Origin of the sequence: Streptomyces piniterrae (assembly GCF_005048155.1) — a bacterium.
In the GTDB taxonomy this organism is placed as follows: Bacteria; Actinomycetota; Actinomycetes; order Streptomycetales; family Streptomycetaceae; genus Streptomyces; species Streptomyces piniterrae.
In genome coordinates this window covers 238,660-251,591 of record NZ_SUMB01000010.1, presented here as the reverse complement: position 1 = coordinate 251,591, position 12,932 = coordinate 238,660, and the positions used below count along the sequence as shown (strand labels likewise).

Annotated in this window: 12 protein-coding genes; 6 read left to right on the top strand and 6 right to left on the bottom strand. The window is 72.3% G+C overall.

Going from position 1 to position 12,932, the window contains the following annotated elements:
* Positions 1–264: 264 nt before the first annotated feature.
* Positions 265–1,305: a 3-isopropylmalate dehydrogenase gene (locus FCH28_RS26975; protein ID WP_136742751.1), complete on the bottom strand. Its 1,041-nt coding sequence runs from the start codon at positions 1,303–1,305 to the stop codon at positions 265–267.
* Between the two features lie 129 nt (positions 1,306–1,434).
* On the opposite strand from FCH28_RS26975, the gene FCH28_RS26970 reads away from it, so the two are divergent.
* Positions 1,435–3,027 carry a purple acid phosphatase family protein gene (locus tag FCH28_RS26970; protein ID WP_187363932.1) on the top strand — a complete coding sequence of 531 codons (1,593 nt, stop codon included), beginning with the start codon at positions 1,435–1,437 and terminating at the stop codon, positions 3,025–3,027.
* 99 nt (positions 3,028–3,126) lie between these two features.
* On the opposite strand, the gene FCH28_RS39765 is transcribed toward FCH28_RS26970, so the two are convergent.
* Positions 3,127–3,258 carry a hypothetical protein gene (locus FCH28_RS39765; RefSeq protein ID WP_281289762.1) on the bottom strand — a complete coding sequence of 44 codons (132 nt, stop codon included), beginning with the start codon at positions 3,256–3,258 and terminating at the stop codon, positions 3,127–3,129.
* A gap of 359 nt (positions 3,259–3,617) precedes the next feature.
* Here FCH28_RS39765 and FCH28_RS26965 point away from each other — a divergent pair, with 359 nt between their 5' ends.
* The 4 genes from FCH28_RS26965 to FCH28_RS26950 all read left to right on the top strand — a co-directional run bounded on the left by FCH28_RS26965 (position 3,618) and on the right by FCH28_RS26950 (position 6,877).
* Positions 3,618–4,250 (top strand): CDP-alcohol phosphatidyltransferase family protein, encoded by a 633-nt coding sequence (locus FCH28_RS26965; protein ID WP_136742750.1) that lies wholly within the window; start codon positions 3,618–3,620, stop codon positions 4,248–4,250.
* Between the two features lie 92 nt (positions 4,251–4,342).
* Positions 4,343–5,152 carry a phosphatidate cytidylyltransferase gene (locus FCH28_RS26960; RefSeq protein ID WP_246103272.1) on the top strand — a complete coding sequence of 270 codons (810 nt, stop codon included), beginning with the start codon at positions 4,343–4,345 and terminating at the stop codon, positions 5,150–5,152.
* Positions 5,149–6,057 carry a lysophospholipid acyltransferase family protein gene (locus tag FCH28_RS26955; protein ID WP_246103240.1) on the top strand — a complete coding sequence of 303 codons (909 nt, stop codon included), beginning with the start codon at positions 5,149–5,151 and terminating at the stop codon, positions 6,055–6,057. The genes FCH28_RS26960 and FCH28_RS26955 overlap by 4 nt, the downstream gene beginning before the upstream one ends.
* A 145-nt stretch (positions 6,058–6,202) precedes the next feature.
* Positions 6,203–6,877: a Uma2 family endonuclease gene (locus FCH28_RS26950; protein WP_136742748.1), complete on the top strand. Its 675-nt coding sequence runs from the start codon at positions 6,203–6,205 to the stop codon at positions 6,875–6,877.
* 59 nt (positions 6,878–6,936) lie between these two features.
* On the opposite strand, the gene pruA is transcribed toward FCH28_RS26950, so the two are convergent.
* On the bottom strand, positions 6,937–8,568 hold the full coding sequence (pruA, locus tag FCH28_RS26945; RefSeq protein WP_136742747.1) for an L-glutamate gamma-semialdehyde dehydrogenase: 1,632 nt from the start codon (positions 8,566–8,568) through the stop codon (positions 6,937–6,939).
* 118 nt (positions 8,569–8,686) lie between these two features.
* Entirely contained in the window at positions 8,687–9,613 is a 927-nt protein-coding gene (locus FCH28_RS26940; RefSeq protein WP_136742746.1) for a proline dehydrogenase family protein, read from the bottom strand.
* Positions 9,614–9,851: 238 nt separating this feature from the next.
* On the opposite strand from FCH28_RS26940, the gene FCH28_RS26935 reads away from it, so the two are divergent.
* Entirely contained in the window at positions 9,852–11,195 is a 1,344-nt protein-coding gene (locus tag FCH28_RS26935) for a helix-turn-helix domain-containing protein (RefSeq protein ID WP_136742872.1), read from the top strand.
* Positions 11,196–11,242: 47 nt separating this feature from the next.
* On the opposite strand, the gene FCH28_RS26930 is transcribed toward FCH28_RS26935, so the two are convergent.
* The gene (locus tag FCH28_RS26930; protein WP_136742745.1) at positions 11,243–11,851 is read right to left on the bottom strand and encodes a TetR/AcrR family transcriptional regulator; all 609 of its coding nucleotides are present in this window, start codon (positions 11,849–11,851) and stop codon (positions 11,243–11,245) included.
* A gap of 106 nt (positions 11,852–11,957) precedes the next feature.
* On the bottom strand, positions 11,958–12,926 hold the full coding sequence (locus FCH28_RS26925; RefSeq protein ID WP_136742744.1) for a DUF2382 domain-containing protein: 969 nt from the start codon (positions 12,924–12,926) through the stop codon (positions 11,958–11,960).
* Between the last annotated feature and the right edge of the window lie 6 nt (positions 12,927–12,932).

Sequence of the window (12,932 nt, the reverse complement as noted above, 5' to 3'; positions counted from 1 at the left end):
CGGCACCGGTGCGGTTGCGGCGGCCGCGCACACGGCCTGGTGCTGGACGTACCGGTCGTTACGTGGACGTCCAAGTTTTCTCGCGGACGGCGACCCACGTCCGATTATCGCTCGTGGGAATCCGCGGTCGGAACCGTGTGCGCGGTGCCGGTCCGATGGTCGCATCCAACCCGGCGGTAGCCCAGACCGGGTGAACAGGCCGAACGCCGACAGCGCCGGGACCACGAGGGCCCGGCGCTGTCGGTGACGGTGGGTGCGCGGGCGTCAGCCCGCTACTCGTGCAGCGAGCGCGTCGCCGATCTCGTCCGTGCTGCGGGCGGTCCCGTCCCGGGCCTCCAGGTCGGCCGCGACCTCGGCCTCGATGCGCGCGGCCTCGGTCTCGTATCCGAGGTGGCGCAGCAGCAGGGCGACGGAGAGGATGGTCGCCGTCGGGTCGGCCTTGCCGGTGCCCGCGATGTCCGGTGCGGAGCCGTGCACCGGCTCGAACATCGAGGGGAACTCGCCGGTCGGGTTGATGTTCCCGGAGGCGGCCAGGCCGATGCCGCCGGTGACGGCCGCGGCCAGGTCGGTGAGGATGTCGCCGAAGAGGTTGTCCGTGACGATCACGTCGAACCGCTCGGGCTGCGTGACGAAGAAGATCGTCGCGGCGTCGACATGCAGATAGTCGGTGGTGACCTCGGGGTACTCCGCGCCGACCTTGTCGAAGATCTTCTTCCACATGTGTCCGGCGTAGACCAGGACGTTGTTCTTGTGGACCAGCGTCAGCTTCTTGCGGGGGCGGGCGTTGGCCCGCTCGTACGCGTCCCGGACCACCCGCTCCACGCCGTAGGCGGTGTTGACGCTGACCTCGGTGGCGACCTCGGCGGGGGTGCCGGTGCGCAGGCTGCCGCCGTTGCCGGTGTAGGGGCCCTCGGTGCCCTCGCGGACCACGACGAAGTCGATCTCGGGGCGGCCCGCCAGCGGGGTGCCGGTGTTCGGGAACAGCTTCGACGGACGCAGATTGACGAAGTGGTCGAAGGCGAAGCGGAGCTTGAGCAGCAGACCGCGCTCCAGCACACCGGACGGTACGGAGGGGTCGCCGATCGCGCCGAGCAGGATCGCGTCGTGGTTCTTGAGCGACGCCAACTCCTCGTCCGGGAGCGTGTCGCCGGTCGCGTGCCAGCGCTTGGCACCAAGGTCGTACTCCTTGGTTTCCAGCTTGACGTCCTGCGGGAGGACCGCGGTCAGGACCTTGAGGCCCTGGGCCACGACTTCCTGGCCGATACCGTCACCGGGGATCACTGCGAGGCGAATGCTGCGAGACATGTTTGGACCCTACTCTTCGTCCCATTCATTGACACGTAACGTCCGCCATACGGACACATGGGAATCCGGTCAGCCGGCGTTCACCCCGAGGACCCGTAACTGTCGGGTGGCGATGGGAAATTCGGGGCCATGACTGCACAATCCCGGGGGAACCCCCTGCCCTCGCACACCCCTCGCGTCGGTATACCGGAGCAGCTCGCGACCCGGATGAGCATGCCCGAGCAGCACGAGTACCTGCGGACGAAACTGAGCCGCCGGGGCCTGCTGCGCAGCTCCGCCGCCACCGCCGGTGTGATCGCCGGCACCGGTCTGCTGGCCGGCTCGGCCCAGGCCGGCGCGCCCTCGCTGCTCGTGTCGCGGGCCGCGACCGCGGTGGACGGCTCGCTGGTCGCGCCGTTCGGCCGGCATCTCTCCTTCGGCGCCGACCCCAGGACCCAGATGCGGGTGGCCTGGCAGGTGCCGTTCGCGGTCCGGCGGCCGTATCTGCGGGTGGGTCTCAAGCCGTGGGACCTGGGACGCAAGATCGAGGCCGAGGTGCGCGACCTGCACACCCCGTCGCTGTCCTCGAAGCTGCCGGCGGTGCAGCAGTACTACCTGCACGCCGCGCTGGACGGGCTGCGGCCCGGCACCACGTACTACTACGGCGTCGGCCACGACGGTTTCGACCCGGCCGACCCGCGCCACTTCTCGACCGTCGGCACGTTCCGCACGGCCCCGGCGCGCGCCGAGAGGTTCGTCTTCACCGCCTTCGGCGACCAGGGCGTCAGCTACGACGCGCTCGCCAACGACCAGTTGATCCTGGGTCAGAACCCGGCGTTCCACCTGCACGCGGGCGACATCTGCTACGCGGACACGGACGGCGACGGCTCCGAGGACGACGCCTACGACGCACGGGTGTGGGACCAGTTCCTGGCCCAGACCGAGTCGGTAGCCAAGTCCGTGCCGTGGATGGTGACCACCGGCAACCACGACATGGAGGCCTGGTACTCCCCCAACGGCTACGGCGGCCAGAACGCCCGCTGGACACTGCCCGACAACGGCCCCGACGCCGAGAACGCCCCCGGCGTCTACTCCTTCACCTACGGCAATGTCGCGGTCGTCGCGCTGGACGCCAACGACATCTCGTACGAGATCACGGCCAACCAGGGCTACACCGGCGGCAAGCAGACCCGCTGGCTGGACCGCCGCCTCGGCGAGCTGCGGGCCGCCGACGGCATCGACTTCATCGTGGTGTTCTTCCACCACTGCGCCTTCTCCACCACCAACTCGCACGCCTCGGACGGCGCGGTGCGCGACGCCTGGCTGCCGCTGTTCGAGAAGCACCAGGTGGATCTGGTCGTCAACGGCCACAACCACGTCTACGAGCGGACCGACGCCATCAAGGGCGGCCGGGTCTCCAAGAAGGTGCCGGTCGGCGAGCGCGTCGACTCCTCGCGGGAGGGCATCGTCTACGTGACGGCGGGCGGCGCGGGCCGGAAGCTGTACGACTTCCCGGTGCCCGACAGCTACGAGGGCCATGTGAAGGACCTCGACGCGGTGAAGACGTACCACTGGACCAAGGACCAGAAGAAGGCCACGGAAACGGTGGAGTGGTCGCGGGTGCGCTACACCGGCTTCTCGTTCATCGCGGTCGAGGTCGAGCCGGGGCACCGGCCCCGGATGAAGGTCACCGCACTGGCCGAATCGGGTGAACGCGTGGACCACTTCGAGGTGACCCGCTAGCGGGACGCTTCCGGGGGCCGACGATTAGGCCATCGGGGCGGGCCCGCACCGCGGGTCCGCCCCCGGCGCGCTGCGGATCGGTGTCCGGCGCGCAGTGGATCAGTGTCCGGTGGAGCCGCCGTTGTCGCGGCGGTCGAGCGCCCGCTGGAGGGCGGCAGCGGCGGCCCTGCGGTCGGCTTCGTTGGTGGTGCGGGCGCTGTGACGGGTCCTGCGGACGGCAGTCTCGGCCATGATTCACGTCTCCTATGCCAGAGCCCCGAGAACAAGAGGGATGCGTCGATCCAGAAGCGGCCGGAAGGGGCGGGGGCCTCGGCACGGCAGGGGTCACCTGCGCTCGCGCACCGGGCCGCATCCGCCGTCGCTCGATGGAGCGAGACGTTCGGCTTCTACAACGCTAAGACAGCTCGGCCGTGATGTCTGCACAATTACTTGGGCTTCCTACTATCTGAGACGAACGCCACCTCAGAGCCCCCGCCAGCCTCGCCAGACCGTCCCGTCGCAGTACTTACGCAGGTCGGGCCCGGGTTGAGTACCGCTCATGAGTACGAGCGCCGTACCGCGGCCGGCGGCGCACGGCGAGAGTGAGCCTCATGAACGGCCTGTACGCACTCAAGCCCTGGTACGCGGCCCGGCTCGGCGGGATCCGCGGCGCGCTGGCCCGCCGGGAGGTCTCGCCGGACGCGCTGACCGCCGCCGGTGTGCTCTCCGCCGCGGGCGCCGCCGCCGCGCTCGCCTGGCTGCCGGCCCCGCTCGCCGCCCTGCCGGTCGCGGCGCTGCTGGCCGCCCGGCTGGCCTTCGCCAACCTCGACGGCGCGCTGGCCCGGGACACCGGACGCTGCACCCGGCGCGGCTCCGTACTGAACGAACTCGGTGACCGGGCCGCCGATCTGCTGGTGCTCGCCGGGTTTCTGACGCTCGCTCCGCTGTGGCTGGTGGCGGTCGCCGCGCTGGCCGCGACGCTGCCGTCCTGGGTCGCGCTGGCCGGCGCGGCGGCCGGGGCACCGCGCCGCAACGGCGGCCCGGTCGGCAAGACCGAGCGCTGCCTGCTGGCCGTGGTGGCCGCGGCGACCGGCTGGGCGGTGCCCGTCCTGGTCGTGCTCGCGGCCGGGTCCGCGCTGACGGCGGTGCTCCGACTCGCCTGGCTGTGGCGGCAGTTGGCGGAAGGCGAGCCGGTCGGGCCGGCCGGTTCGGTGGCGTCGGCCGAGGCCGGTGCCGCCCGATGAGTGCCCTCGCGGGTCTGGGCTCCCTGGGCGGCACCGGGCTGCTGCTGACCGGCGGCGAGGCCGTCGGGCGGGTCGCGCCGGTGGTCGGCGGGATGCTGGGCCTGGGCGGCGTGGCCGTCGCGGCGCTGCCCGCCCGGGTGCGGATGCGCCGTGAACTGCGCCGCCGCTGGCGCACCTGGGCGCTGGCCGCCCCGGTGTTCCTGGGCTCGCTGTTCTTCGGCGGGGCCGGCGCGGCGGTCCTGGCGGCGGGCCTCGGGCTGATCGCCGTGCACGAGTACGCACGGATGGCCCCCGAAGGCACCGCCGGCGCGGAGCGCCGGGTGCTCGCCGCGGCGGCCGTCGTCCTGCCGCTGCTGGCCTGGCTGCGGCCGCAGTGGCTGGATCTGCGGGCGATGGCGGTGCTGCTGCTCGCCGCCGCGCTGCCCGCGCTGCTCTCCGGCGACCACACGGCGGGCGCCGCCCGCGCCGCCCGCGCCCTCTTCGGCCTGCTGTGGATCCCGGTCGCGCTCACCGGACTGGTCCTGCTCGGCGGCACCGCCGTCGCGGTGGGCGTCGCGGTCGCGCTCGGCGATGTCGGTGCGTGGTGCGGCGGTACGGCGCTGGGGCGGCGTGGTCCGCCGGCCCGTCCGCTGTCGCCGCTCTCCCCCAACAAGACCTGGGCCGGGGTGCTGGGCGCGGCGGTCGCCACGGCCGGCGCGCTGGCCGCCGCCGGTGCGTTCACGCCCTGGCTGTGGACCGCGGTACTGCTCGGCTGCGTCCTCGGTGACCTGCTGGAATCCATGGTCAAGCGGGAGGCCGGGGTGAAGGACGCCGGAAGCTGGCTGCCCGGCTTCGGCGGGCTCCTGGACCGTATCGACTCGCTGCTGGTGGCACTGCTGCTGGCGATGGTGGTGACGCTGTGACGACCGTGCCGGACAACCAGACCGCGGCTGTGCTGCGCAGGAGGGGCCGGGGACGCTCGGGCGAGGGCCGTACGAGCGGCCGCCGACGGCCGCGCCGGCCGCAAGGCGCCCTCGGCGCGCGCCACGCCCGCCGCCGCGACCTCCACACCGCCCGCACCCGCACCCGCAGGCGTCTGCACCGCCCGCTCGCCCTGCGCGGCACCCGCCGGCTGCTCCACCACCGCGCGCGCCCGCACCGCCGCGCACCCCGACTCCCCACGGGCGCCCCGCTCCCCCGGGTGGCGCTGCCCTCCACCGGCGCCGCCTGGCTGCGCCGCGCGCTGTGGACGATCGCCCTCACCCTCACCGGCGGCGTCACCCGCGAGGGCCGCCTCCCCCGCGGCGGCTGCGTCGTCGTCGCGAACCACTCCTCGCACGCCGACACCGCGGCGCTGCTCGCCGCCCTCGACGCCCGGCACGCCCCGCTGATCGGCGCCGCCGCCGACTACTGGTTCGCCACGCCCTGGCGCCGCCGGGTCTGCCGCCGCCTCGCCGCCGGCTTCCCCGTGCGGCGCACCGGCGGCGGCCTGGACGATCTGCTGGACATGGCCGGCGCGCTCCGGGCGGGCCGTGCCGTGGTCCTCTTCCCCGAGGGCACCCGCGCCCGTGACGGCGCGGTCGGCGACTTCCGCCGCGGCGCCCTGCTGCTGGCCCGGCACGCCGGCGTGCCGGTCGTCCCGGTGGGCCTCGCCGGCACCGACCGGCTACTGCCCAAGCACGGCAGGCTCCGCCGCACCCACGTACGCGTCCACATCGGCACGCCCCTGTACGGCGCCGTCGCCCCGGCCACCGCCCGCGACGCCGTCCAGGCGCTGTCCGACCGGGCCGCCGCCTGGGCAGCGGGTTCGCCATCGGCCTCGGCCTGATCGTCAACAACTGGGAGCTGACATTCGTACGAACTGGTGAACCGCATCGGTCTCGCAGGTCCGCGGTGTGTCGCGGCCGTAGCTTGGCGGCGTCGCTTGTGCCGCCAGGCCAAGCCCGCCCACACTAAGGAGGAGGTGTTGCCCCATGACTGCTCTCGCCCACGAGGTGCCCGCGATGACCGAGATGACCGAGTCCACGCCCCGCCCCGATCTGGACGAGGTGCTGTGGCAGGTATGGAAGGCCATGGAACTCCCCGAGGGCCTTCGCGCCGAGATCTTCGAGGGGTTCATCGAGGTGTCGCCCACAGGCCGCCAAAGCCACAGCAGGATCTGCTTTCTGCTCCGCCGACAGCTGACTCAGTACCTCACCGAGCGGTCGAGCGCCTACGCAGTCACTAACGACACAAACATCGTCCACGGCCGCAAGGTCTGGATCCCGGACGCCCTCGTCGCCCCCGAAGACGCCATCACCGCCTTCGCAGACGACACCGAATTCGTCGCCGAAGACGGCGTCGGCCTCGATGTCCGCTGCGTAGGACTCGTCGCCGAGGTGGTCTCGCCCGGTCACGGCTGCAAGGAGCGCGACCGCGACCGCAAACGCCGCGCCTACGCCCGTGCCGGCATCCCCGTCTACGTCATCATCGACGACTACGACGGACAGGGCACCGTCACCGTGCTGGCGCAGCCCCGCCCCGACAAGGGGATCTACGCCGAGAGCCACCGCGTGCCGTATGGCAAGGACGTCACCATCCCCGACGGCCCGGCCAAGGGCTTCACCATCACCGAGGCGATCACCGGACCGCTGCGCAGCAGCACCTGACGAACGCCGGCGGCCCGGCACCCCCCACGGGTGCCGGGCCGCCGTCATGCGCGCGGGCATCAGCCCATGTGCGGGTACCGGTAGTCCGTCGGCGGCACCAGCGTCTCCTTGATGGAGCGGGTGGACGTCCAGCGCATCAGGTTCTGCTTGGCGCCGGCCTTGTCGTTGGTGCCGGACGCCCGGCCGCCGCCGAAGGGCTGCTGGCCGACGACGGCGCCGGTGGGCTTGTCGTTGATGTAGAAGTTGCCGGCCGCGAAGCGGAGCTTCTCGCAGGTCTCGGCCGCGGCGGCGCGGTCCTGGGCGATGACGCAGCCGGTCAGGCCGTAGGCCGACGCCGACTCCATCTGCTCCAGCATCGCGTCGTAGTCCGCGTCGTCGTAGACGTAGACGCCCAGGATCGGGCCGAAGTACTCGTCCTTGAAGATCTCGTTCTCCGGGTCGGTGGAGACCAGGACGGTCGGCCGGACGAAGTAGCCCTCGGAGTCGTCGTAGGTGCCGCCGGCGACGACCTCGATGGTCGGGTCGGCCTTGGCGCGGTCGATCGCCGCCTTGTTCTTGGCGAACGAGCGGTCGTCGATGACGGCGCCCATGAAGTTGGCGAGGTCCGCGACGTTGCCCATGGTGAGGGAGTCGACCTCGGCGGCGAACTCCTCCTTGAAGCCGGCGTTCCAGAGGGAGGCCGGGACGTAGGCGCGGGAGGCCGCGGAACACTTCTGGCCCTGGAACTCGAAGGCGCCACGGGTCATGGCGGTCTTCAGCACGGCGCGGTCGGCGCTCGGGTGGGCGACGATGAAGTCCTTGCCGCCGGTCTCGCCGACGAGCCGGGGGTAGGTCTTGTACTTCTCGATGTTGGTGCCGACCGTCTTCCACAGGTACTGGAAGGTCCTGGTCGAACCGGTGAAGTGGATGCCCGCCAGGTCGGGGTGGTTCAGGGCGACCTCGGAGAGGTCCTTGCCGTCACCGGTGACCAGGTTGATGACGCCCTTGGGCAGCCCGGCCTCCTCCAGCAGCTGCATCAGCAGCACGGCGGCGAGGGTCTGGGTCGGGGACGGCTTCCAGACGACGACGTTGCCCATGAGGGCGGGCGCGGTCGGGAGGTTGCCGGCGATCGCGGTGAAGTTGAACGGCGTGATCGCGTAGACGAAGCCCTCCAGGGGGCGGTGGTCCGAGCGGTTCCACACGCCGGGGGCGTTCGCCATCGGCTGCTCGGCGAGGATCTGGCGCGCGAAGTGCACATTGAAGCGCCAGAAGTCGATCAGCTCGCAGGGCGTGTCGATCTCGGCCTGCTGGGCGGTCTTGGACTGGCCGAGCATGGTGGCGGCGGCCAGCGTCTCGCGCCAGGGTCCGGCGAGCAGGTCGGCGGCCTTGAGGATGATCGCGGCACGGTCGTCGAAGGACAGCGCACGCCAGGCGGGGGCGGCGGCCAGCGCGGCGTCCACCGCGTCCTGGGCGTCCTGGGCGGTCGCGTTGGCGTACGTGCCGAGACGGGCGGAGTGGTTGTGCGGCTGGACCACATCGAAACGCTCGCCGCCGCCCATCCGCTGCACGCCGCCGATGGTCATCGGCAGCTCGATCGGGTTGTCGGCCAGCTCCTTGAGCTTGGTCTCCAGCCGCTGGCGCTCGGGGCTGCCGGGGGCGTAGGTGTGCACCGGCTCGTTCACCGGCGCGGGGACCTGGGTCACAGCGTCCATGGGGCCGTGTCTCCTTCGCTTTCGATCTCGGTTTTCGTACGTGGGTCGAGCGGTGCGGCCCGGGTTTCCAGCATCCACCCATATCCGCCGCGACGGGGCGATCCGCCCCGGATGGCCGTCAGCCCCGGGTCGCGAGCGACCGCAGGAAGAACGCCAGGTTGGCGGGGCGCTCGGCGAGACGGCGCATGAAGTAGCCGTACCAGTCCGTGCCGTACGGGATGTAGACCCGCATCCGGTGGCCCTCGGCGACCAGCCGCTGCTGCTCGGTCTCGCGGATGCCGTACAGCATCTGGAATTCGAACTCGGCAGGCTTACGCCCATTGCGGTGGGCGAGCTCCTGGCCGATGGCGACCATGCGCGGGTCGTGCGACCCGATCATGGGGTAGCCGTCCCCCGCCATCAGGATCTTCAGACAGCGCACATAGGCCTTGTCGACCTCCCGTTTGTCCTGGAAGGCGACGGTCGCGGGCTCCTTGTAGGCGCCCTTGACCAGCCGCACCCGGGAGCCCTCGCCGGCGAGGGCGTGGCAGTCGTCCTCGGTACGGAAGAGGTAGGACTGCAGCACCGCACCCGTCTGGGGGAAGCGCTCGCGCAGCTCGGCGAGGATCGCGAGGGTGGAGTCGACCGTGGTGTGGTCCTCCATGTCGAGGGTCACGGTCGTACCGGCCTCGGCGGCGGCCTCGACCACCGGGGTGACGTTCTTCAGCGCCAGCTCGTGGCCGCCGGGCAGCGCCTGGCCGAAGGCGGAGAGCTTGACGGACATCTCGGCCCGTTCGCCGAGGTCCTGCTCCTTGAGCGCCTCGGTCAGCTGAAGGTAGGCGTCGCGGTTGCGCAGCGCCTCGGCCGGGTCGGTGATGTCCTCGCCCAGATGGTCGAGAGTGACCTCCATACCGCGCGCGGCCAGCTCCCGGACGACCGCCATGGACTCGTCCAGACGCTCGCCGGCGACGAAGCGGTCCACCACGGGCCGGGTGACCGGGGTGGCCGCGACAATGCGACGGATGCTGTCGCTGCGCGCTGCGGCGAGGAGCACGGGACCCAGCATGGGCACCTCCACGATTCAGGTTGACGGATGCCGGGCAGGCGCCGGACCGGCGAGCGCGACGGCAACATGAGCCACCTGAAACTTAAGGATCTCGCCATCTTCCGGCCATCGACAGCTGTCACGCCTTCGTGGCCGGGATCTCAGACAGATGTATGAGAATGGGGGGAGGGGGACGGAAGTGACGGCAGCGGTGTCGGTCGGAGCCGTGGCGACGATCAGGAGAGGGGCCGGGCGGCGGATGCGGGGCGATTACCAGCAGCTCGTGGACGAGATCTCGGCGGCGCTCGGTGCGCCGGCCACGCTGGAGGACCGTGATTTCGGGCTGATCGCGTTCGGTGCGCACGAGGGCGAGGACGACGAGGTCATGGACCCGGTACGCACCCGGTCGATCCTTCAGCGGCGGTCGTCGGCGGCGGTACGGGCCTGGTTCGAGGCGTTCGGGATCGCCCGCGCCAAGTCGCCGCTGCGGATCCCCCCGGATCCGGCGGCCGGGGTGTTCAGAGGCCGGATCTGTCTGCCCGTACGCCACCGCGGGATCGTGCACGGCTATGTCTGGCTGCTGGACGACGGGCATCTGAGCGATCTCGCGCTCGGCGGCCAGGGCGCGCCCGCCGACCCCCGGATCGCGCAGGCGATGGAGACCGCCGCCCGGATCGGCGCGCTGCTGGCGGACGAGGCCCGCGCCGGAACCGAACTGGCCGACCTGCTGCGGGAGTTGCTGGTTTCCGGGCCCGCCGGGCGGCCGGCCGCGGCGGCCGCGCTGGGCGATGCGCTACGGGACACGCTGCGGTTCACCCCGGGCGGCCCGCTCACACTGGTGGCCGTACTGCCCTGGGACACCTCGGACACCGACACGGCGCCACTGCCGGGCCTGCCCGGCCTGCTCGCGGCGTGCGGGCTGCCGGCGGGCGGCGGCCTCCCGGACACCACGGCGCCCCAGCCGCCGGAGGCCGCGGACACCGGTGCGCACCACCGCGCCGGCCGCCCGCGTGCGGCAGCGGCCGTGCCGGCCCTGGCCGCACTGGTGCGGCTGCGGTCCACGGGCGCCCTCGCCCCGGCCCGGACGGTGGCCGAACATCTGCTGCGTTCGCCGCGCGCGGGCGGCGCGCCGGCCGCCGAGGGCCGGCCGCCGGCGCGGAGCGGTTCCCGTACGGCCGGTTCCGCCGCGCCCCGGCCGGGCGCCGCCGGCATCGGCTCCGGCACAAGCGAGTTGGCCGAGCTCACCACCACCTGGCAGGAGGCTCTCGACGCGGCACGCGCGGCACGCGCCGAACCCCGGCTCGGTCCCGTCGCCCAGTGGGACGCCATCGGCTCGTACCGGCTGCTGACCGGCCTGCCAGCGGCGGCACCCGACCCGGCCGTCGGCCCGCTGCTCGCGCCCGCCCACACCGAACTCGCCCGCACCGCCGAGGCGTTCCTCGACTGCGCGGGCCAGGCGAGCCGCACCGCCCAGCTGCTGGGCATCCACCGCCAGACGCTCTACTACCGCCTGGGCCGGGTGGAGAAGCTCACCGGCCTCCATCTCGACGACGGCGAGGACCGGCTGCTGCTGCATATGGCGCTCAAGGCGGCGCGGTTGTGACCCCCGGAGCCTGTCCCGACGGGTCAGGCCCGAGGACCTGACCGGCCCTACGCGTCCTCCTCCGCCTTCCCGAGCACCTCGCCCGCGCTGACCCGCCGCAGCGCGTCCGCGAGATCGCGACCCGACAGCATCGTGTCCGGGGTGATCAGTGACTGCACCATCAGGCCGGTGAGCAGGGCCTGGTAGAAGGAGCCGACGACGCGGGCCGCCTCCGCGTCGACCTCGTCGTCCGGTACGCCTTCGAAGAGCGCGACGAGCCCCTCGCCCCCTTCCGGCAGCACCTCGCCGATCGCCTCGCGCAGCGCCGCGTCGCGCGGCAGCAGGCCCAGCACCTCGACCTGCGCGGCGATGAACTCCCGCTCGGTGGCGATGCGTTGCAGGACCTTGTCCCACACGGCGGCGAAGCGTTCCAGCGGCTCGCCGTCCGCCGTCGCCGGGTCGTCGGCGCCCGGCACCTCGGCCACCCTCGCGCCCCACTCCTCGGTGGACGCGATGAGCGCCTGCCGCATCAGGGCGTCCTTGGAGCCGTAGTGGTAGCCGATGGAGGCGAGGTTGGCGCCGGACGCGGCCACGATGTCGCGGGCGGTGGTGCGCGCGTACCCCTTCTCCAGCAGGCACCGCTTGGCGCCCTCCAGAAGATCTTCACGGTGTCCCATACGGGCAGCCTACCGCCGCGCCATACACCCGTACCAGACGACCGTCTTATACGTACGTCTACGCCGCATCCCGGCCTCCGTGCGGTCGGCGACCCCTCGCGCCCCCTCAGCGGCCCAGGTCCCGCCCCGTCCCCTTCGGGTCCGTCCTGCGGACGCCCCGGCCGTCGTCGAGCTCCAGCTCCTCCCGGCGGACCTTGGCGGTGACCTCCTTCTGCTCGGTGACCCGCTCGGTCGTCAGCCGCACCCGCTCGACCGGTACGGTCCGCCTGCTGATCACGGCCTGCTCCTCGTACAGGACGACCTCCACCTGGCCCTCGCCGAGCCGTGGGGCGGTCCCGCCGGCCGCCCGCTCCTCGTCGGTGATCTTCGTCCGGACCACCCGCACCTCCTCGTGGCTGAGCGGGATCGTACGGTGTACGTCCTCGGTGACCACATGCTTGCGCAGATGCGCCCGCCCGCTCGCGCGCTCCTCGGTGCCGATCTGTATCTCCTCCCCGAAGAGGACGATCTCCTCCAGCTGCTCCGGCCGCCTGGCCTCCTCCTCGCCCCGCCCGCGCGACGCCATCGCCCCGGCTCCCGCCCCCGCAAGCGGCCGCTCGGCGAGTTCCCCGGGCCCCTCGTCGAGCATCTCGTGGTCGCGCTCGGGGATGCCCACATACCGCGCGCGCTCCGCCAGAATGTCGTCCTCGGTCATACCGGACCGCTCGCCGGGCTCCGTACGGGCCTCCGGACGCATGGCGAGTCCGACGGAGGCCGGCCGGGTCATCCCGTAGTGCCGGTAGAGCTCCTCCTCCTCGGACGGGTCGAGATGGCCCTCGGCGTCGATCCGCGGCGCTTCCTTGATCGCCTCCTTGCTGTGCGGAACGTGGAGTTGATCGCCCTCGCGCCGTGCCCCGGCCAGCGGGATGAAGGTCTCCTTCATGCCGAACAGCCCGGTGCGCACGGTGACCCACTCGGGCTCGTTGGTCGCGTCGTCCCGATAGACCTGCTGGACCGTACCCACCTTCGCGCCCTCCGCGTCGACCACATGCGCACCGGTCAGCTGCTGAAAAGTTTCACCCAGGGGTGCATTCATGGCGTC

What these genes read in the sequence shown, in the direction of transcription:
- FCH28_RS26975 (WP_136742751.1), bottom strand. Translation starts at nt 1,305, where the DNA reads ATGTCTCGCAGCATTCGCCTCGCAGTGATCCCCGGTGACGGTATCGGC.
- FCH28_RS26970 (WP_187363932.1), top strand. Translation starts at nt 1,435, where the DNA reads ATGACTGCACAATCCCGGGGGAACCCCCTGCCCTCGCACACCCCTCGC.
- FCH28_RS39765 (WP_281289762.1), bottom strand. Translation starts at nt 3,258, where the DNA reads ATGGCCGAGACTGCCGTCCGCAGGACCCGTCACAGCGCCCGCACCACC.
- FCH28_RS26965 (WP_136742750.1), top strand. Translation starts at nt 3,618, where the DNA reads ATGAACGGCCTGTACGCACTCAAGCCCTGGTACGCGGCCCGGCTCGGC.
- FCH28_RS26960 (WP_246103272.1), top strand. Translation starts at nt 4,343, where the DNA reads ATGCTGGGCCTGGGCGGCGTGGCCGTCGCGGCGCTGCCCGCCCGGGTG.
- FCH28_RS26950 (WP_136742748.1), top strand. Translation starts at nt 6,203, where the DNA reads ATGACTGCTCTCGCCCACGAGGTGCCCGCGATGACCGAGATGACCGAG.
- pruA (WP_136742747.1), bottom strand. Translation starts at nt 8,568, where the DNA reads ATGGACGCTGTGACCCAGGTCCCCGCGCCGGTGAACGAGCCGGTGCAC.
- FCH28_RS26940 (WP_136742746.1), bottom strand. Translation starts at nt 9,613, where the DNA reads ATGCTGGGTCCCGTGCTCCTCGCCGCAGCGCGCAGCGACAGCATCCGT.
- FCH28_RS26935 (WP_136742872.1), top strand. Translation starts at nt 9,852, where the DNA reads ATGCGGGGCGATTACCAGCAGCTCGTGGACGAGATCTCGGCGGCGCTC.
- FCH28_RS26930 (WP_136742745.1), bottom strand. Translation starts at nt 11,851, where the DNA reads ATGGGACACCGTGAAGATCTTCTGGAGGGCGCCAAGCGGTGCCTGCTG.
- FCH28_RS26925 (WP_136742744.1), bottom strand. Translation starts at nt 12,926, where the DNA reads ATGAATGCACCCCTGGGTGAAACTTTTCAGCAGCTGACCGGTGCGCAT.